At 57.5% G+C, this 18,329-nt stretch carries 22 protein-coding genes; all 22 read left to right on the top strand.

Annotated features, from left to right (window positions below; genetic code table 11):
• Position 1: 1 nt before the first annotated feature.
• The 22 genes from DS906_RS22595 (at position 2) to DS906_RS01215 (ending at position 18,326) form a co-directional block, all read left to right on the top strand.
• On the top strand, positions 2–133 hold the full coding sequence (locus tag DS906_RS22595) for a hypothetical protein (protein WP_255415356.1): 132 nt from the start codon (positions 2–4) through the stop codon (positions 131–133).
• Entirely contained in the window at positions 133–1,356 is a 1,224-nt protein-coding gene (locus DS906_RS01320) for an NADH-quinone oxidoreductase subunit D (RefSeq protein ID WP_199520034.1), read from the top strand. Before DS906_RS22595 ends, DS906_RS01320 begins: the two co-directional genes overlap by 1 nt.
• Positions 1,353–1,829 carry a hypothetical protein gene (locus DS906_RS01315; protein WP_113788459.1) on the top strand — a complete coding sequence of 159 codons (477 nt, stop codon included), beginning with the start codon at positions 1,353–1,355 and terminating at the stop codon, positions 1,827–1,829. The genes DS906_RS01320 and DS906_RS01315 overlap by 4 nt, the downstream gene beginning before the upstream one ends.
• Positions 1,829–2,935 (top strand): NADH-quinone oxidoreductase subunit NuoE, encoded by a 1,107-nt coding sequence (gene nuoE / locus DS906_RS01310; protein ID WP_113788458.1) that lies wholly within the window; start codon positions 1,829–1,831, stop codon positions 2,933–2,935. The genes DS906_RS01315 and nuoE overlap by 1 nt, the downstream gene beginning before the upstream one ends.
• Positions 2,936–2,969: 34 nt before the next feature.
• Positions 2,970–3,191, top strand: coding sequence for a DUF5337 domain-containing protein (locus DS906_RS01305; protein WP_058274396.1), 222 nt, complete (start codon positions 2,970–2,972; stop codon positions 3,189–3,191).
• Positions 3,192–3,203: 12 nt separating this feature from the next.
• Positions 3,204–4,502, top strand: coding sequence for an NADH-quinone oxidoreductase subunit NuoF (nuoF, locus tag DS906_RS01300; protein WP_113788486.1), 1,299 nt, complete (start codon positions 3,204–3,206; stop codon positions 4,500–4,502).
• Between the two features lie 57 nt (positions 4,503–4,559).
• Complete coding sequence (locus DS906_RS01295; RefSeq protein ID WP_113788457.1) at positions 4,560–4,976, top strand: MAPEG family protein; 417 nt, start codon at positions 4,560–4,562, stop codon at positions 4,974–4,976.
• Positions 4,976–5,365: a hypothetical protein gene (locus DS906_RS01290; RefSeq protein WP_233494647.1), complete on the top strand. Its 390-nt coding sequence runs from the start codon at positions 4,976–4,978 to the stop codon at positions 5,363–5,365. Before DS906_RS01295 ends, DS906_RS01290 begins: the two co-directional genes overlap by 1 nt.
• Positions 5,362–5,868, top strand: a complete 507-nt coding sequence (locus tag DS906_RS01285) for a DUF5333 domain-containing protein (protein ID WP_369933885.1) — start codon at positions 5,362–5,364, stop codon at positions 5,866–5,868. Before DS906_RS01290 ends, DS906_RS01285 begins: the two co-directional genes overlap by 4 nt.
• 3 nt (positions 5,869–5,871) lie before the next feature.
• Positions 5,872–7,893, top strand: coding sequence for an NADH-quinone oxidoreductase subunit NuoG (gene nuoG / locus DS906_RS01280; protein WP_113788455.1), 2,022 nt, complete (start codon positions 5,872–5,874; stop codon positions 7,891–7,893).
• Between the two features lie 68 nt (positions 7,894–7,961).
• A complete protein-coding gene (locus DS906_RS22095) occupies positions 7,962–8,105 on the top strand; it encodes a hypothetical protein (RefSeq protein WP_158541260.1) in 144 nt (47 codons plus the stop codon).
• Complete coding sequence (gene nuoH, locus DS906_RS01270; RefSeq protein WP_058274400.1) at positions 8,098–9,135, top strand: NADH-quinone oxidoreductase subunit NuoH; 1,038 nt, start codon at positions 8,098–8,100, stop codon at positions 9,133–9,135. Before DS906_RS22095 ends, nuoH begins: the two co-directional genes overlap by 8 nt.
• A 101-nt stretch (positions 9,136–9,236) precedes the next feature.
• Entirely contained in the window at positions 9,237–9,788 is a 552-nt protein-coding gene (locus tag DS906_RS01265) for a hypothetical protein (RefSeq protein WP_158541259.1), read from the top strand.
• A gap of 3 nt (positions 9,789–9,791) precedes the next feature.
• Entirely contained in the window at positions 9,792–10,286 is a 495-nt protein-coding gene (gene nuoI, locus DS906_RS01260; protein WP_050602762.1) for an NADH-quinone oxidoreductase subunit NuoI, read from the top strand.
• 244 nt (positions 10,287–10,530) lie between these two features.
• Positions 10,531–10,941: a carboxymuconolactone decarboxylase family protein gene (locus DS906_RS01250; RefSeq protein WP_113788451.1), complete on the top strand. Its 411-nt coding sequence runs from the start codon at positions 10,531–10,533 to the stop codon at positions 10,939–10,941.
• Positions 10,938–11,540, top strand: coding sequence for an NADH-quinone oxidoreductase subunit J (locus DS906_RS01245; RefSeq protein ID WP_113788450.1), 603 nt, complete (start codon positions 10,938–10,940; stop codon positions 11,538–11,540). The genes DS906_RS01250 and DS906_RS01245 overlap by 4 nt, the downstream gene beginning before the upstream one ends.
• A gap of 29 nt (positions 11,541–11,569) precedes the next feature.
• The gene (locus DS906_RS01240; protein ID WP_147235135.1) at positions 11,570–12,073 is read left to right on the top strand and encodes a hypothetical protein; all 504 of its coding nucleotides are present in this window, start codon (positions 11,570–11,572) and stop codon (positions 12,071–12,073) included.
• Positions 12,070–12,375 (top strand): NADH-quinone oxidoreductase subunit NuoK, encoded by a 306-nt coding sequence (gene nuoK, locus DS906_RS01235; protein WP_005984024.1) that lies wholly within the window; start codon positions 12,070–12,072, stop codon positions 12,373–12,375. The genes DS906_RS01240 and nuoK overlap by 4 nt, the downstream gene beginning before the upstream one ends.
• 6 nt (positions 12,376–12,381) lie before the next feature.
• On the top strand, positions 12,382–14,520 hold the full coding sequence (nuoL, locus tag DS906_RS01230; RefSeq protein WP_113788448.1) for an NADH-quinone oxidoreductase subunit L: 2,139 nt from the start codon (positions 12,382–12,384) through the stop codon (positions 14,518–14,520).
• Complete coding sequence (locus DS906_RS01225) at positions 14,520–16,064, top strand: NADH-quinone oxidoreductase subunit M (protein ID WP_113788447.1); 1,545 nt, start codon at positions 14,520–14,522, stop codon at positions 16,062–16,064. Before nuoL ends, DS906_RS01225 begins: the two co-directional genes overlap by 1 nt.
• Positions 16,065–16,079: 15 nt before the next feature.
• On the top strand, positions 16,080–17,522 hold the full coding sequence (gene nuoN / locus DS906_RS01220) for an NADH-quinone oxidoreductase subunit NuoN (RefSeq protein ID WP_058274407.1): 1,443 nt from the start codon (positions 16,080–16,082) through the stop codon (positions 17,520–17,522).
• A gap of 54 nt (positions 17,523–17,576) precedes the next feature.
• Entirely contained in the window at positions 17,577–18,326 is a 750-nt protein-coding gene (locus tag DS906_RS01215) for a biotin--[acetyl-CoA-carboxylase] ligase (protein ID WP_113788446.1), read from the top strand.
• Positions 18,327–18,329 lie beyond the last annotated feature (3 nt).

Genomic DNA, 18,329 nt, shown 5'->3' with positions numbered 1-18,329 from the left:
GATGCTGATGCTGCTGGGGGAACTGATCGCTTTGGGTGCGCTGGGGGTCCTGCTGGCAGGGGCTGCGGCCAAGGCTGTCGAGGCGGAAAAGGTCCGGGTTCGGGCTGATGCGAAAAAGAAACGGGGGCGTTGATGGACGGCTCAAGATATGATGACGGCAGCACTGACGCGCTGAGCGGAGAACAGAAAATCCGCAATTTCAACATCAACTTCGGCCCGCAACACCCTGCGGCCCACGGGGTTCTGCGCCTTGTGCTTGAGCTGGACGGCGAGATCGTCGAACGCTGTGACCCGCATATCGGCCTGCTGCACCGTGGCACTGAAAAGTTGATGGAAAGCCGGACGTATCTGCAGAACCTGCCGTATTTCGACCGTCTGGATTATGTGGCGCCGATGAACCAGGAACACGCCTGGTGTCTGGCCATCGAAAAGCTGACCGGGGTCGAGGTGCCGCGTCGCGGTTCGCTGATCCGGGTTCTTTATTCCGAGATCGGGCGTATTTTGAACCACCTCTTGAACGTGACGACACAGGCGATGGACGTGGGCGCACTGACGCCGCCGTTGTGGGGTTTTGAAGAGCGCGAAAAGCTGATGGTTTTCTACGAACGTGCCTGTGGTGCCCGCCTGCACGCGGCCTATTTCCGCCCCGGCGGTGTGCATCAGGACCTGCCGCCGGAACTGCTGGACGATATCGAGACGTGGAGCCATGAGTTTCCCTCTGTTCTGAACGATATCGACGGTTTGCTGACAGAAAACCGCATCTTCAAACAACGCAATGCCGATATCGGTGTCGTGACCGAGGAAGATATCCAGAAATACGGTTTCTCGGGCGTGATGGTGCGTGGATCGGGTCTGGCATGGGACCTGCGACGCGCGCAGCCCTATGAATGCTATGACGAGTTCGAGTTTCAGATCCCCGTCGGCAAAAACGGCGACTGCTATGACCGCTATCTGGTGCGTATGGAAGAGATGCGTCAATCGTTGTCGATCATCCAGCAAGCCATTGTCAAAATCCGTGACTGCCCCGGTGACGTTCTGGCACGCGGCAAGATCACCCCGCCGAAACGCTCGGACATGAAGACCTCGATGGAAAGTCTGATCCATCACTTCAAGCTGTACACCGAAGGCTTCCACGTCCCTGCAGGTGAGGTCTATGCCGCCGTCGAAGCCCCAAAGGGTGAATTCGGCGTCTACCTTGTCGCTGACGGAACCAACAAACCTTACCGCGCCAAACTGCGTGCGCCCGGCTTCTTGCACCTACAGGCGATGGATCATATCGCCGGGGGCCACCAACTGGCCGACGTTGCGGCGATAATCGGGACAATGGACGTCGTGTTTGGAGAGATTGACCGGTGAGACGCCTTGCTTTGATCCTGGCGCTTGCAGCCGCCACACCGTTGCAGGCCGCCTCGACCCATCCGACGGCAAAAGTGCTTGAGGTTATGCGCGAAAACGGTTGTCGGCTGGATGTATCGCGCGCCGAGGAAGCCTTTTCTGCCCATGATTTGCGACCCGAAGATGTCAGCGCTGTGATAAACTCCTGGGCTGAACAGGGGGTGGCCGGGCTGGACGGTTCTGTATTCGAGATCGCGCCTGCGATCTGCGGTGCCCATGGGCTTGCGCCAGAGGATACGGCGGGCCGTGCCGATGCGCTTTATGATTTTGTGGGTCTGAACGGGTGTCGCATGATCGAAGAAGAAGCTCAGATCAAATTGCGCCCCGCCGGTTTCACACAGGCTGAAATGCCCGATCTGATTGCCCGCCTTGTCGATCAAGGCCGCGCGTATCAGGAAGACCCCTATGTTATCGTGATCGGAGATGCCTGCTAATGCTGCGCCGTCTGCACCCCGAACAACCTGAAAGCTTTGCCTTCACTGCTGCCAACCAGCAGTGGGCTACAGCACAGATCACCAAATACCCCGACGGCCGTCAGGCCAGCGCGGTCATCCCGCTGCTTTGGCGCGCGCAGGAACAAGAAGGCTGGCTGAGCCGTCCCGCGATTGAATCCATCGCCGACATGCTGGGCATGGCCTATATCCGCGTGCTCGAGGTTGCGTCGTTCTACTTCATGTTCCAACTGCAACCGGTTGGAACTGTCGCGCATATTCAGGTGTGTGGAACGACGTCGTGCATGATCTGCGGGGCCGAAGACCTGATCGCGGTTTGCAAGGAGAAGATCGCTGTCAAACCGCATGAGCTTTCAGTTGATGGCAAATTGAGTTGGGAAGAGGTGGAATGCCTCGGGTCCTGCACCAATGCGCCGATGGCGCAGATCGGCAAGGACTATTACGAAGATCTGACTGCCGACGGCTTTGGCAAGATCATTGACAATCTGGCCGCCGGCAAGGTGCCAACGCCGGGTCCGCAGAATGGTAGATACGCGGCAGAACCGCTGAGCGGTCTGACCAGCCTCACAGACTACGATGCCGGAAAACCGCAGTACAATGCCAGTGTTGAACTGGCCCAAGATCTTGGGGATACGGTCAAACGCATCGACGGGACCGAGGTTCCGATCCTGACGCCATGGCTGGGCAAAGACGGCAAGGCTGCGGCGACCAAGGCCGCGCCAAAGCCACCAAAGGCGCCGGCACCCGCCAAACCCGCCGCGAAGCAGGCGGAAGAGGCAAAGAAGGCCCAGATTAAAGAGGATCAGCCCGAAACTCTGACCGCCGCGCGGGAGGGGAAAGCGGATGACCTCAAGATGCTGAAAGGTGTGGGCCCCAAGCTTGAACAGACGCTGAACGAACTTGGCTTTTTCCACTTCGACCAGATCGCAGCATGGACGCCGGAACACGTGGCCTGGGTAGACGCCCGGTTGAAATTCAAGGGCCGGATCGAGCGCGACGGTTGGATCGAACAAGCGGCGCAACTGGCGGCAGGCGAAGAAACCGAATTTGCAAAACGTGCCAAAGAAGACGGCACCTACGAAGACTGAATGGGACGGTGCCCGTTCGGGGCATCAAGGTGAGATGGACAAAGAAAAAGAACAGGCCATGGCCCGCAAGGGCAGACATATCGGAGTGGTCATCGCGGTGACCATGCTGTTGTGGCTTGCCATTTCGTTGTTCATCGGCCCGGCACTGGGATTGCCCGGGCGCTATGCGCTGCTGTTTGATTTCGCCGCTCTGGCGGGTTTCATCTATGCGGGCGTGAACATTTTTCAACTCTGGCGCATGCGTCAGGACAGCTGAAGGTAAGACATGATGCTGAAGGATCAGGACAGGATCTTTACCAATATCTACGGGATGCATGAGCGTACGCTGAAAGGCGCGCAGACCCGGGGGCATTGGGACGGCACGGCTGGCCTGATTGGGAACGGGCGTGACTGGATCATCCAGACGATGAAGGACTCGGGCCTGCGCGGTCGCGGCGGTGCGGGTTTTCCCACCGGTTTGAAATGGTCGTTCATGCCCAAGGAAAGTGACGGTCGTCCGGCCTATCTGGTGGTCAACGCGGACGAATCCGAGCCCGGCACCTGCAAGGACCGTGAGATTATGCGCCACGATCCGCATACGCTGATCGAAGGCTGCCTGATCGCGTCTTTCGCGATGAATGCGCATACCTGCTATATCTACCTGCGTGGTGAGTACATCCGCGAGCGCGAGGCGCTGCAGGCCGCGATTGATGAGGCCTATGATGCCGGATTGCTGGGCAAAAACGCCGCCGGTTCGGATTGGGATTTCGACCTGTTTCTGCATCACGGGGCCGGGGCGTATATCTGCGGTGAGGAAACAGCCCTGATCGAAAGCCTTGAAGGCAAAAAGGGCATGCCGCGCATGAAACCACCGTTCCCGGCGGGGGCGGGGCTTTACGGCTGCCCGACCACGGTGAACAACGTTGAATCCATCGCCGTTGTGCCGACGATCTTGCGTCGTGGTGCGGATTGGTTTGCTGGATTTGGCCGCCAGAACAATGCGGGCACCAAGCTGTTTGCCATCTCGGGCCACGTCAATAACCCCTGCGTTGTTGAAGAGGCGATGTCTATTCCGTTTGAGCAACTGATCGAAACCCATTGCGGCGGCATTCGTGGCGGTTGGGACAACCTGCTGGCGGTGATCCCCGGTGGTTCTTCGGTGCCTTGTGTGCGCGGTGAAGACATGCGCGACGCCATCATGGATTTCGACCATTTGCGCAATGATCTGGGGTCCGGTCTGGGGACGGCGGCTGTGATCGTAATGGACAAGTCTACCGACATCATCAAAGCGATCTGGCGTCTGTCGAAGTTCTATAAACATGAAAGCTGTGGTCAGTGTACCCCTTGCCGCGAAGGCACCGGCTGGATGATGCGCGTGATGGACCGCCTGGTGCGGGGTGAGGCCGAACTGGAAGAGATCGACATGTTGTTTGATGTGACCAAGCAGGTCGAAGGCCACACGATCTGTGCATTGGGCGATGCGGCAGCCTGGCCGATCCAGGGCCTGATCCGCAACTTCCGAGAGGAAATCGAGGATCGCATCAAGGCCCAGAAATCGGGCCGTATGGGCGCGATGGCCGCGGAGTAATCAAGTTGCGGGATATCGGATCAAACCCAAACCACGTTGAGATCAAGGAGTTGAACTATGGAAACTTTTGCTGAGTATTCACATGCAATCGCATCCCTCGTGGTCTTTACGTTGATCATTCTGGCGCTTGCGCCGTTTTCAGCGCTGGCCAAACAGGGCAAGGGCTTGGCCCCCGGAGCAACGCCGGAACAGGACTATTCCGACAAGGCGTATCGCCTGAACCGGGCTTATCTGAACGGGACCGAGACACTGCCAGCCTATGTCGCGGTCACGGTCGCGGCCATGCTGCTTGGGGTAAACCCGTTCTGGGTGAACCTTTTGGCATCGGTGGCTCTGATTGCGCGCATTGTCATGCTGGTTATTCACATGCGTGGTATTGGACAACCGCACAGCGGCATTCGGTCTGTATCCTACGTTGTCGGATGGGCCTGCATGGTTGTGATGGGCGTCATGGCATTGGTGGCGGCGTTCTGATGCTAAAGAAAGGTACTTATTCGTTGACTGGATCAAATTTCAGGATGGGGCGCGGGGCACTAGTCGCCGCCTTGGGTGCTGCGGTATTTGTCTCGGCCTGCGGCACGTCGTCCAGTGACCGAATTCTCTTTGATGGCAAGGCCTTCCGGGCCAAAGCGAAAGCTGTCGACAAAAGGAACACCCCGACCGAATTCACAGTTGTGGTGAACGGCGCGTCCGCGTCTTTGGATGGCGCGCGCGAAGCGGGACGGCATGAAGGAACCAAATTCTGTATCGACGCCTTTGGGACTTCTAAAATCAACTGGAAAGTCGGACCCGACACCGAACCGCAGAACCTGCGCATCACCGACAATAAACTGACCTTTGAAGGAACCTGCCAGCGACCATGACGCATTTTTTCGCATATCAGGGCGTGACGCAGGGCGTGTTATTGAATAGCGCGCCAGTCCCGGATCGTTTTGGCCTGTCCAAGACGAAAGGATTTGTCATGTCTGGTGTGAAACTGCTTATTGTGTTGTCTGTTCTGGTTATTCCGGCTGCGGTCGAGGCCAAACCGCCCTTGCGCGAAGTCAAAGAAATTGACGACGAACTCTATTACATCGCCATCGCAAACGAGATTTCGGATTACTGCCCGTCGATCAGCGGGCGCAGGTTCAAGGCGATTGGCGTCATGTGGGGGCTCAAGTCCAAAGCGAACAATCTGGGGTATTCGGACGGCGAAATCCGCGCTTACGTGGAATCGGATGCCGAAAAGGACCGGATGCGCGCCAAAGGCGAGGCGTATTTGACCGCGAACGGTGTGTCGTATGACAATCCCAAATCTTTCTGCACGTTGGGGCAGGCAGAGATTGAAAGAAACAGCGCCATTGGCGTGTATTTGAGGGCGAACTAGACCATGTCTGACCTCCGCAAAGTGAATATCGACGGGCAGGAAATCGAAGTCGATGGTGCGATGACGCTGATCCAGGCCTGTGAGCAGGCCGGGGTCGAGGTGCCGCGCTTTTGCTATCACGAGCGTCTGTCGATTGCCGGGAATTGCCGGATGTGTCTGGTCGAAGTTGTTGGCGGCCCGCCCAAGCCTGCAGCGTCGTGTGCGATGCAGGTGCGTGATCTGCGTCCGGGACCGGAAGGCCAGCCGCCTCAGGTCAAGACAAACTCGCCCATGGTCAAGAAGGCCCGTGAAGGGGTGATGGAGTTCCTGCTTATCAACCACCCGCTGGATTGCCCGATTTGTGATCAAGGCGGAGAGTGCGACCTGCAGGATCAGGCGATGGCGTATGGCATGTCGGGTTCGCGCTTTAAGGAAGCCAAACGTGCCGTGGACGATCTGGATCTGGGGCCGCTGGTCGGCACCGCGATGACCCGCTGCATCAGCTGCACCCGCTGCGTGCGGTTCACCACCGAGGTCGCCGGGATCACGCAGATGGGGCAGACCGGGCGTGGCGAAGATGCCGAGATCACGTCCTATCTGAACGAGACGCTGAATTCGAACTTGCAGGGCAATATCATCGACCTGTGCCCGGTTGGGGCGCTGACGTCGAAGCCTTACGCCTTTACCGCCCGCCCGTGGGAGCTGACCAAGACCGAGAGCATCGACGTCATGGATGCGCTGGGGTCCAATATCCGCGTGGACACCAAGGGGCGCGAAGTCATGCGTTTCCTGCCGCGCAATCATGACGACGTGAACGAAGAATGGATCAGTGATAAGACCCGTTTTGTCTGGGATGGCCTGCGTCGTCAGCGTTTGGACAAACCTTACGTGCGCGAAAACGGCAAGCTACGCGCGGCCTCGTGGCCCGAGGCGCTGACCAAAGCTGCCGAGGCACTGAAAGGGGCCGAAAAGCCGGCGGGTATCGTTGGTGATCTCGCTCCGGTCGAGGCCGCGTTCGCGCTGAAGCAATTGATCGAAGGGCAAGGCGGTGTTGTTGAATGCCGAACCGATGGAGCCAAGCTGCCTGCGGGGAATCGCGGCGCCTATGCCGGGACGGCAGCGATCGAGGATATCGACACAGCCGAGCGTATTCTGCTGATCGGAACGAACCCGCGTGACGAAGCTCCGGTTTTGAACGCGCGTATCCGCAAGGCCTGGGCACATGGGACCGAGGTGGCCTTGGTTGGGCCAGCGGTCGATTTGACCTTCGCGTATCACCATATGGGCGACGACCGCGCGGCGTTGCAAAAGGTCGTCGATATGGGCGGCGATGATGAAATCAAGGGCAAAGCCTCGCTGGTCATCGTCGGGCAGGGTGCGCTGCTTGAGGCTGACGGCGCAGCTGTGCTGGCCGCCGCGCAAACGATTGCAGCCAATACCGAAAGTGGATTGCTGATCCTGCACAGCGCTGCGTCTCGCGTGGGGGCGATGGATGTGGACGCCACCAACGAAGGCGGCATGGATGCGGTTAGTGCGGCTGACGTGATCTACAACCTCGGCGCGGATGAGGTTGAAATCGGCGAAGGTGCCTTTGTGATCTATCAGGGCAGCCATGGTGATCGTGGCGCGCACCGTGCCGATGTGATCCTTCCTGGTGCCGCGTATACCGAGGAAAACGGTTTGTTCGTGAACACCGAAGGCCGCCCGCAACTGGCGATGCGCGCCGGGTTCGCACCGGGTGAGGCGAAAGAGAATTGGGCCATCTTGCGGGCGCTTTCGGCAGAGCTGGGCGCTACGTTGCCCTTCGACTCGCTGGCGCAACTGCGCACAGCGTTGATCGAAGCTGTCCCGCATCTGGCCCAGATCGACCACGTGATCGAGAATGAGGTCCAGCCGTTGGATGCTGGCCCTCTGGGGCAGGCCACGTTCCGCAATGTGATCAAGGATTTCTATCTGACCAACCCGATTGCACGGGCGTCGCAGTTGATGGCCGAGCTTTCTGCGCAGGCGCAGTCACGGAATACCGGGAAGATTGCGGCAGAATGAACCAGACTCGTTTCATATCGCTTTCGGAAGCCAACACCGTTTGCGGTGCGGGCATCAGGGAATTGCGCATGAAACGCAATGAAAAAGGTAGCGCGATGGCTGTGGATGCTGTTTACACCTATTCGCCTACCCAAACGCAAGATGCGCAGGCCCTTGGCCTGAACATCGCGCGCCAAAAATTGAATACCCACGGTGTGAGGACCAATGGCTGATTTCTTTAACACCCCAGGCGGAATAGCCATCATCATTCTGGCGCAAGTGCTTGCTGTTGTGGCCTTCGTGATGATTTCGCTGTTGTTCCTCGTTTACGGTGACCGCAAGATCTGGGCCGCCGTCCAAATGCGCCGCGGCCCCAACGTGGTTGGCGTCTATGGCCTGCTGCAATCGGTGGCTGACGCCCTGAAGTACGTGGTGAAAGAGGTGGTCATACCGGCCGGTGCCGACCGCACTGTGTTCATCCTCGCACCGCTGACCTCATTCGTATTGGCGATGATCGCCTGGGCCGTGATCCCGTTCAACGATGGTTGGGTGTTGTCGGATATCAACGTCGCAATCCTGTATGTCTTTGCCGTGTCCTCACTGGAAGTTTATGGCGTGATTATGGGCGGTTGGGCGTCGAACTCAAAGTACCCGTTTCTTGGATCATTGCGCTCTGCGGCTCAGATGATTTCCTATGAAGTCTCCATTGGCCTGATTATCATCGGTGTGATCATTTCGACCGGTTCCATGAACTTCGGCCACATTGTCGAAGCGCAGGATGGCCGGTTCGGTTTCTTCAGCTGGTACTGGTTGCCGCATTTCCCGATGGTCTTCCTGTTCTTCATCTCGGCGCTGGCAGAAACCAACCGGCCGCCGTTCGACTTGCCCGAGGCGGAATCGGAACTGGTCGCCGGTTATCAGGTCGAATACTCGGCCACGCCTTTCCTGTTGTTCATGGCAGGCGAGTACATCGCTATCTTCCTGATGTGTGCGCTGACCACGCTGCTGTTCTTCGGCGGCTGGTTGTCACCGATCCCAGGTTTGCCGGATGGCGTTCTTTGGATGGTCGCCAAGATGGCGTTTTTCTTCTTCCTCTTCGCGATGGTCAAGGCAATCACGCCCCGCTACCGCTATGACCAGTTGATGCGGCTGGGATGGAAAGTATTTCTGCCATTCTCACTGGCCTGGGTGGTATTCGTGGCCTTTGCGGCGAAATTCGACTGGTTCTGGGGTGCGTTTGCCCGTTGGAGCGTTGGGGGATGATCACACGTTTGAGATACTCTCTAACGACCTGCGCTATTCTGGCAGTGAGCGTTTCTGCCCTGCGCGCCGGTGGTGATGAAACCACATGGGAGCCGAACTACTTGGAAACCGCGCGTTTCTATTGCGCTCCGCAGGTTGAGGTTTTGTTTCAGACGTCTGAAACAACGGTCAAGCGTTTGACCGAGGCAGAAATTGAGTGGGATCCCGAGATTCCTGAAGATCAGCACCGGGCTTTCAATAAAATGGGAGCCTTGGCGATTGTGATGGCTGACCAAGTTGCCCACTTGACGGTATATATGAATACAATAGGCGAGGGGCATTCCGACTCAGAAGGATTGGCCAATGCAAACTGGTCGCTTCTGAAACTCGCTCATTGCCTTTGGCTGTCTCAGGAAGATCGGGATTTGATTGATGAGATGGTGCTTTCGACGCCTATGGATGAAACCGGCCAGGGTCCCACGTATTCCTCCTCCGATTTTGCGTTTGGGCCACTGGACCAAGCAGAGTGCTTTCGTTGGAGGGAAGCCAGCCGTCGCATTTTGGAAATACCGCAACAATCCGAAGACGCCCAAACGCAAATGTATGAGGTTTTGCAAGATACTGTCGGGCAGTGCGATGAGCAATTCGGTTTTCAATTCGAGGAGAAGTCCTAGGCCATGACCCAGATCGACTATACCCGCGCTGCAAAATACTTCCTGTTGCAAGATTTCTGGGTCGGCATGAAACTGGGGCTGAAGTATTTCTTCGCCCCCAAGGCCACCATCAACTACCCGCACGAAAAGGGGCCGCTGTCTCCGCGCTTCCGCGGTGAACACGCACTGCGCCGCTATCCGAACGGTGAAGAACGCTGCATCGCCTGCAAGCTGTGTGAAGCGATTTGCCCGGCGCAGGCCATCACAATTGATGCTGAACCGCGCGAAGACGGCAGCCGACGCACCACGCGCTATGACATCGACATGACGAAATGCATCTATTGCGGCTTCTGCCAAGAGGCCTGTCCGGTCGACGCCATCGTCGAGGGTCCGAATTTCGAATTTGCCACGGAAACCCGCGAAGAGCTGTTCTACGACAAGGAAAAACTGCTCGATAACGGCGAACGCTGGGAAGCCGAGATCGCCCGTAATTTGGAAATGGACGCGCCGTACAGATGATGAAAGTGCTCTTGTCCAAGCGAAAATCCTATCTCGTAATACTTGCGGGATTTTCGCTGATCTCTGTTCTTAATTGGTACAAGGGTTTCGATAGGCCCTACGATGCGTTTGTTGGCGGGGTTCTCGCTTGCATTTTGTTCTTTGCCGCCGATCTAGTGCTGTCGAAATACGAAAAGCCTGGACTAGACGTCCTTTTATACATTCTCGTCTTTGCGACGTGGACAGCATACTGGTTGCGCCCCCAATGACTGATACCCCAACAAATCCGTTCGAACTGATGATGAAGCAGGCTAAGGACATGGCCAAGGCGATGAACCCGGCGATGGAGAATTTTTCGCCCAAAGGGTTCGAGGCGCTGTGGCCGACCATGCCGAAAGAGGTCATGGAGATGATGTTTGGCAACACCGTCAACAAGGACGGGCTGGACGCCAAAACCCGCCTGTTGCTGACGTTGGCCGGGCTGACCTGTCAGGGTGCGCAAGCGGATGCAGCGGTGCGCCAGACTGTGCGCCACGCGCTGGAAGCCGGGGCCAAGAAACAAGAGATCGTGGAAGCGATCGGTCAGATGTCGGTCTTTGCCGGCATCCCGGCCATGACCCGCGCGCTGGAACTGGCGCAAGAGGCCATGGGCGACAACAAGGATGAGGATCAATGACCGTCTTTGCCTTCTACCTGTTTGCCATCAGCGCCATCACCGGCGGGCTGTTCACGGTGATCAGCCGCCAGCCGGTGCACTCGGTGCTGTGGCTGATCCTGTCGTTCCTTTCTGCGGCGGGACTGTTCGTTCTGCTGGGGGCCGAGTTCGTGGCGATGCTGCTGATCATCGTCTATGTGGGCGCGGTGGCGGTGCTGTTCCTCTTCGTGGTGATGATGCTGGACGTGGACTTTGCCGAACTGAAGGCCGAGATGGCGCGCTATATGCCGCTGGCCTTGCTGATCGGTCTGATCATTCTGATGCAGTTTGTCATGGCCTTTGGCGCATGGGACAGCGCGCAGGGTGCAGCGGCCAATCTGGCGCAGCCGATCCCGGTGGACCGCCACAACACCGAAGCACTGGGTATCATTCTTTACGATCAATACTTCCTTCTGTTCCAACTGGCGGGTCTGATCCTGCTGGTGGCCATGATCGGTGCCATTGTTCTGACTCTGCGCCACCGCAAGGACATCAAGCGTCAGGACATCGTCGGCCAGATGATGCGCGACCCGGCCAAGGCGATGGAGTTGAAGGACGTGAAACCGGGGCAGGGGTTGTGATGCGCGTAAGCATATGCTCGATCGCCGCCTTGGTCGCGATCGCTTTAACTGCTTCGGAGAGTTTTGCTTGTTCACCAGCATTTAAACCGTGGTGGTGGAACAAAAAGGTAAATATGTCGAGAGACTGCTCTTTTGTCGGGGGTGGCCGTGATGATTTCCTAGGTGGGGAACCAGCTCAGGACTTGGGGGCCGGTAGAATTTCGCAGGTTGTTTCCGATTTCGGCGCAGAAACAGCCGTTGTTTCAGATTGCGAAACGGGCGAGCAAGTGCAGGTGAACGGATTTTGGAGAGAAGCTGAGTCGGCTGCCTGCCAATCTTCAACAAAAGTTGTGCGCTACCTTAAGCCAAACGGCTCGTTAGATTTGAGCTTAGGTGCGAGCATAAAAGAGCTATCCTCGGAGATCGTAAGTTTGGGATACAGCGTTCGGCAGGGTGTAACCTTCGATGACAGACGAGCAAGACCACGTGACTACCCAGACTTCTTTTGCGGCTGCAAACTCTACTACCCCGACTCGCCAGGAGCGAAGCTATGATCGGACTTGAACACTATCTTACGGTCGCGGCGACGCTGTTCGTCATCGGCATCTTCGGTCTCTTCCTGAACCGCAAGAACGTCATCATCCTACTGATGAGCATCGAACTGATGCTGCTGGCGGTGAATATCAACCTTGTGGCGTTCTCCAGCTTTCTCGGTGATCTGGTCGGGCAGGTGTTCACGCTGTTTGTGCTGACCGTTGCGGCGGCCGAGGCGGCGATCGGGCTGGCCATTCTGGTCTGCTTCTTCCGCAACCGTGGCACCATCGCGGTTGAAGACGTCAATATGATGAAGGGGTAAGAGAACATGGAAACCACCATCCTCTTTGCCCCGCTGGTGGGCGCGCTGCTCTGCGGGTTCGGCTGGCGATTCATTGGCGAGAAGGCCGCCATGTGGACGGCGACGGGCCTACTGTTCCTGGCCTGTCTGCTGTCCTGGATCGTATTCTTCTCGTTCGACGGTGTGACCCAGCAGATCGAGATCATGCGTTGGATCGAGAGCGGTTCGCTATCGACAAGTTGGGCGGTGCGTTTGGACCGGCTGACCGCGATCATGCTGATCGTGGTGACGACGGTTTCGGCGCTCGTGCACCTCTATTCCTTCGGCTACATGGATCACGATCCGCAATGGCGTGAGGGCGAGAGCTATAAGCCGCGTTTCTTTGCCTATCTGTCGTTCTTCACCTTCGCCATGCTGATGCTGGTGACAGCGGACAATCTGGTACAGATGTTCTTTGGCTGGGAAGGTGTGGGTGTCGCCTCGTACCTGCTGATCGGGTTCTATTATCGCAAGCCCACGGCCAATGCAGCCGCGATGAAAGCGTTCATCGTAAACCGGATTGGCGACTTTGGCTTTGCTCTGGGCATCTTCGCGTTGTTCTTCCTGACGGACAGCATCAATTTCTCGGACATTTTTGCATCAGCCCCTGCGCTGGCCGAAGAGAAGTTGCACTTCCTGTGGGGTGAGTGGACCGCAATCGAGGTGATCTGCGTCCTGCTGTTCATCGGCGCCATGGGGAAATCGGCGCAGTTGATTCTGCACACATGGTTGCCGGACGCGATGGAAGGCCCGACGCCCGTGTCGGCGCTGATCCACGCCGCGACCATGGTGACGGCGGGTGTGTTCCTGATCTGCCGGATGTCGCCGTTGATGGAGTTTGCGCCGGGTGCCACTGGGTTCATCACCTTCCTTGGGGCCTCGACCGCGTTTTTCGCCGCGACCGTTGGCCTGGTTCAAACCGACATCAAGCGCGTCATTGCCTATTCGACCTGTTCTCAGTTGGGCTATATGTTCGTGGCCGCGGGTGTTGGCATGTATTCGGCAGCGATGTTCCACTTGCTGACGCACGCATTCTTCAAGGCGCTGTTGTTCCTTGGCGCAGGTTCGGTGATCCACGCGATGCATCACGAGCAGGAGATGACCGAATACGGCGGCCTGCGGAAGAAGATTCCCTATACATTCTGGGCGATGATGATCGGCACCCTGGCGATTACAGGCGTCGGCATCCCGCTGACCCAAATTGGGTTCGCCGGGTTCCTGTCCAAGGATGCCATCATCGAAAGCGCTTTTGCCGGCGGCACCGGATATGCCTTCTGGATGCTGGTGATCGCGGCGGCGTTCACGTCATTCTACAGCTGGCGTCTGATTTTCCTGACCTTTTATGGCGAAGAGCGTGGCGATAAGCATACGCATGAGCACGCGCATGAAAGTCCGATGACCATGCTGGTGCCGCTGGGTGTTCTGTCCTTGGGCGCTGTGTTTGCCGGAATGATCTGGTATGGTAACTTCTTTGGTCACACAGACAAGGTCGGCAAGTTCTACGGTATACCGGTGGCTGAGGCGTCTGAGCATGCTGAGACCGGTGATCACGGTACAACTGATGCGACCCAAGGTGACGATACGCACGCGGATGAAAGCCATGGTGATGACGCCGGACACGAAGAAAAAGCGGCTCACGGCGACGACCACCATTATGTCTTCGCGGGTGAGCCGGGCGAGGGCGCTATTTACATCGCGCCGGGCAACCATGTTCTGGACGATGCGCATGCTGCACCCAAGTGGGTCAAGGTTTCGCCTTTTGTCGCCATGGCTTTGGGCTTTATCGTGGCCTATTGGTTCTACATCGTGAACACGTCGCTGCCGGCGCGTTTGGCGCAGAACCAGCGTCCTTTGTACCTGTTCCTTCTGAACAAGTGGTACTTTGACGAAATCTACGATGCGGTCTTCGTCAAACCCACCATCGCGCTCGGCCGGTTCCTGTGGAAACGGGGCGACGGCAACACCATTGACGGTTTCCTCAACGGGGTGGCGATGGGTATTGTGCCCTTCTTTACCCGCCTCGCTGGCAAGGCGCAGACGGGCTACATCTTTACTTACGCCTTCTGGATGGTTCTGGGTATCGCTGCCCTTGTCACCTGGATTTCGATCGGCGGAGGCGCACACTAATGGATAATATCCTCTCCATCGTCACCTTCATCCCCGCCGTGGCAGCAGGCATTCTGGCCCTGTTCCTGCATGGCGAGGACGTGGCGGCACAGCGCAATGCCAAATGGGTTGCACTTGTGGCTACCACGGTGACGTTCCTGGTCTCGATCGGCATTTACACGGGGTTTGATCCGTCCAACACCGGCTTCCAGATGGTGGAAGAAGGCGAATGGCTGATGGGTCTGAAATACAAGATGGGCGTGGACGGTATCAGCGTTCTGTTTGTCCTACTGACCACCTTCATCATGCCCCTGACCATTCTGGCCAGCTGGCATGTCACGGACCGCGTCAAGGAATACATGATCGCCTTCCTGCTTCTGGAGACGCTGATGCTGGGCGTGTTCATGGCGCTGGATCTGGTGCTGTTCTACCTGTTCTTCGAGGCAGGTCTGATCCCGATGTTCCTGATCATCGGCATCTGGGGCGGTGCGAACCGGGTTTATGCCAGCTTCAAGTTCTTCCTCTATACCTTCCTTGGATCAGTTCTGATGCTGGTGGCGATGGTCGCGATGTATGCGGACGCGGGTACAACGGATATCGAAGCGTTGATGAGTCATCATTTCTCGTCCGAAGGGTTCAGCGTGCTTGGCATCTATGTTGTCGGCGGCATGCAGACACTGATGTTCCTTGCATTCTTCGCCTCATTTGCCGTGAAGATGCCGATGTGGCCGGTACACACATGGTTGCCGGACGCCCACGTTCAGGCACCGACCGCTGGTTCCGTCGTTCTGGCGGCGATTCTGTTGAAGATGGGCGGCTATGGTTTTCTGCGGTTCAGCCTGCCGATGTTCCCGGTGGGCTCGGCGGTAATGACGGATCTGGTGTTGTGGATGTCAGCGATTGCCGTTGTCTACACCTCGCTGGTGGCGCTGGTGCAGGAAGACATGAAAAAGCTGATCGCGTATTCTTCGGTCGCGCATATGGGCTTTGTGACCATGGGTATTTTTGCTGCGAACCAGCAGGGCATTGACGGCGCGATCTTCCAGATGCTTAGCCACGGGTTTATCTCAGCCGCGCTCTTCCTGTGTGTTGGCGTGATCTATGACCGTATGCATACTCGCGACATCGAGGCTTATGGCGGTCTGGTCATTCGCATGCCAGCCTATGCGCTGGTCTTCATGTTGTTCACCATGGCGAATGTAGGCCTGCCGGGCACAAGCGGCTTTATCGGCGAATTCCTGACGTTGATGGGCACCTTCCAGGTCAACACCTGGGTGACAGCTGTTGCGGCTTCTGGCGTAATCTTCTCGGCAGCTTATGCGCTATGGCTGTATCGCCGGGTGGTCTTTGGCGATTTGATCAAGGAAAGCCTCAAGGCGATGACGGATATGAGCTCGCGCGAGCGGCTGATCTTTGCGCCGCTGATCGTGATGACCATCTTGCTGGGCGTCTACCCGTCGCTGGTGACCGATGTGATCGGCAACTCGACCGCCGCGCTGATTTCGAACTATGACATGGCTCTGGCCGCGGCTGAGGCCGCGACCCAGTCGGCCGCATCGCATTAAGGGGGCTTTGGAGACATGATCCAAGCTGATCTGACGATAATCCTGCCAGAGATTGTTCTGGCCGTATATGCGATGGCGGCGCTGTTGGCGGCTGTCTACACGACGAAAGACGGGCTGGCACCTTTGCTGGTCTGGACAACCGCTGGGTTGATGGCGCTGCTGGCGATTTGGATCGCGACCAACGGCGATGGTACCAATGTCGCGTTCAATGGCATGTTTGTCGATGACGGGTTCGCAAGGTTCTCGAAGGTGGCGATCCTGCTATCAGCGGCTGCCATTCTGGTGATGAGCCAGGAATACATGGCGCGTCGCGATCTGCTGCGGTTCGAATTTCCGTTGCTGGTCGCGCTGGCCGCTGTCGGTATGATGATGATGGTCAGCGCTGGCGATCTGATGTCGCTCTACATGGGTTTGGAACTGCAATCACTGTCGCTATACGTCGTGGCCGCGCTGCGCCGGGACAGTGCCAAATCGACCGAGGCCGGTTTGAAGTACTTCGTGCTTGGTGCGCTGAGTTCGGGTTTGCTGCTGTACGGCGCCTCGCTGGTCTATGGGTTTACCGGCACCACGCTGTTCTCGGGCATCATCCAGACAGTTCAGGATGGTGAGATTTCAGTTGGCCTGCTGTTTGGTCTGGTGTTCCTGATCTCTGGTCTGGCATTTAAAGTGTCTGCCGTTCCATTCCACATGTGGACACCGGATGTGTACGAAGGCTCGCCCACGCCTATCACCGCCTTCTTTGCCACAGCGCCGAAAGTGGCGGCGATGGCCCTGTTCGCACGCGTGATGCACGACGCTTTTGGTGGTGTGATCAAGGACTGGCAACAGGTGATTGTCCTGCTCTCGGTCCTTTCGATGCTGCTGGGTGCGGTCGCAGCGATTGGCCAGCGTGACATCAAGCGGCTGATGGCGTTCTCGTCTATTGCCCATATGGGCTATGCGCTGATCGGACTGGCTGCGGGGACCGAGTTGGGCATCAAGGCTATGCTGATGTATCTGGCCATCTATGTGACGATGAATATCGGCACTTTCGCTTTCATCCTGATGATGGAGCGGGACGGTAAACCGGTCACGGACATCGACGCCCTACGCCAGTATTCTAAGCGCGAACCAGGCAAGGCGCTGGCGGTACTGATCCTGATGTTCAGCCTTGCAGGCGTCCCACCAATGCTAGGCTTTTTCGCCAAATTCGGGGTCTGGCAAGCCGGTGTAAGCGCTGGCCTGACCGGGCTTGTGATTGCCTCAGCCATCGCCTCGGTCATCGGCGCGTTTTATTATCTGCGGATCGTGTTCTACATGTATTTCGGAGCTGAAAACGAGGACCCGATCGAAACGCATTCTTCACCAGTTCTGTGGGTCGCTTTGATGGGCTCGGCCGCGTTGATGCTGGTGGGCGTATTCTATCAGTTCGGTATTGAAGGCGCGGCTGCAGCAGCGGCGGCTACTCTTGTCAATTGATCTGCGAAACACATCAAACTTGGGGGCTCGGTCAGCGGACCGGGCCTTTTTGACATGACAAACTGGCCACAGGGATACGGCCTGCACGTGCTGCAGGAGGTCGACAGCACCTTGAACGAGGCCGCCCGCATGGCCCCGACCACGACCGGTCCGGTGTGGATCATGGCGCATCACCAAACGGCGGCGCGTGGGCGGCGGGGTCGGGCATGGGCCAACCCCAAAGGAAATCTGGCCGCGACCCTTTTGATGCGGCCACAGGGAAATCCGGAACAAGCCGCACTGCGCAGCTTTGTGGCTGCGCTGGCGCTATTTGACGCCTGCGTTGCAGTGACCGGTCGGGCGACTGGCTTGTCTCTCAAATGGCCCAACGATGTATTGCTGAACGGCGGCAAACTGGCGGGTATCTTGTTGGAAAGTACAGGGCAGGGGCGCGGTGTTTCACACTTGTCCATCGGCATCGGTGTGAACTTGTCTGAGTCACCCGGAGCAGATCAGGTAGAACCCGGCGCCGTCCGACCGGTTTCCCTATTGTCCGAAGCTGGAGCCAACGTAACGCCCGAAGATTTCCTGACCGAACTTGCTGTCGCCTATGCCGGATACGAGAACCAATTCGTGACTTACGGGTTTGAACCGATCCGGACCGCGTGGTTGGCCCGGGCTGCCAAGTTGGGTGAGGTCATCACCGCCCGTACCGCAGCGTCGGATACGGTTGGAACCTTTGAAACGGTGGACGCAGGGGGCAACCTTGTCCTAAACACCGCCAAAGGCCGCGTCAGTATTCCGGCGGCGGATGTGTTTTTCTGAAGG

The sequence above is a fragment of the Ruegeria sp. A3M17 genome (genome assembly GCF_003318255.1).
Taxonomy (GTDB): Bacteria; Pseudomonadota; Alphaproteobacteria; order Rhodobacterales; family Rhodobacteraceae; genus Ruegeria.
Note: the sequence above shows the minus strand (reverse complement) of the source record. Positions and strands in the feature narration are given on the sequence as shown.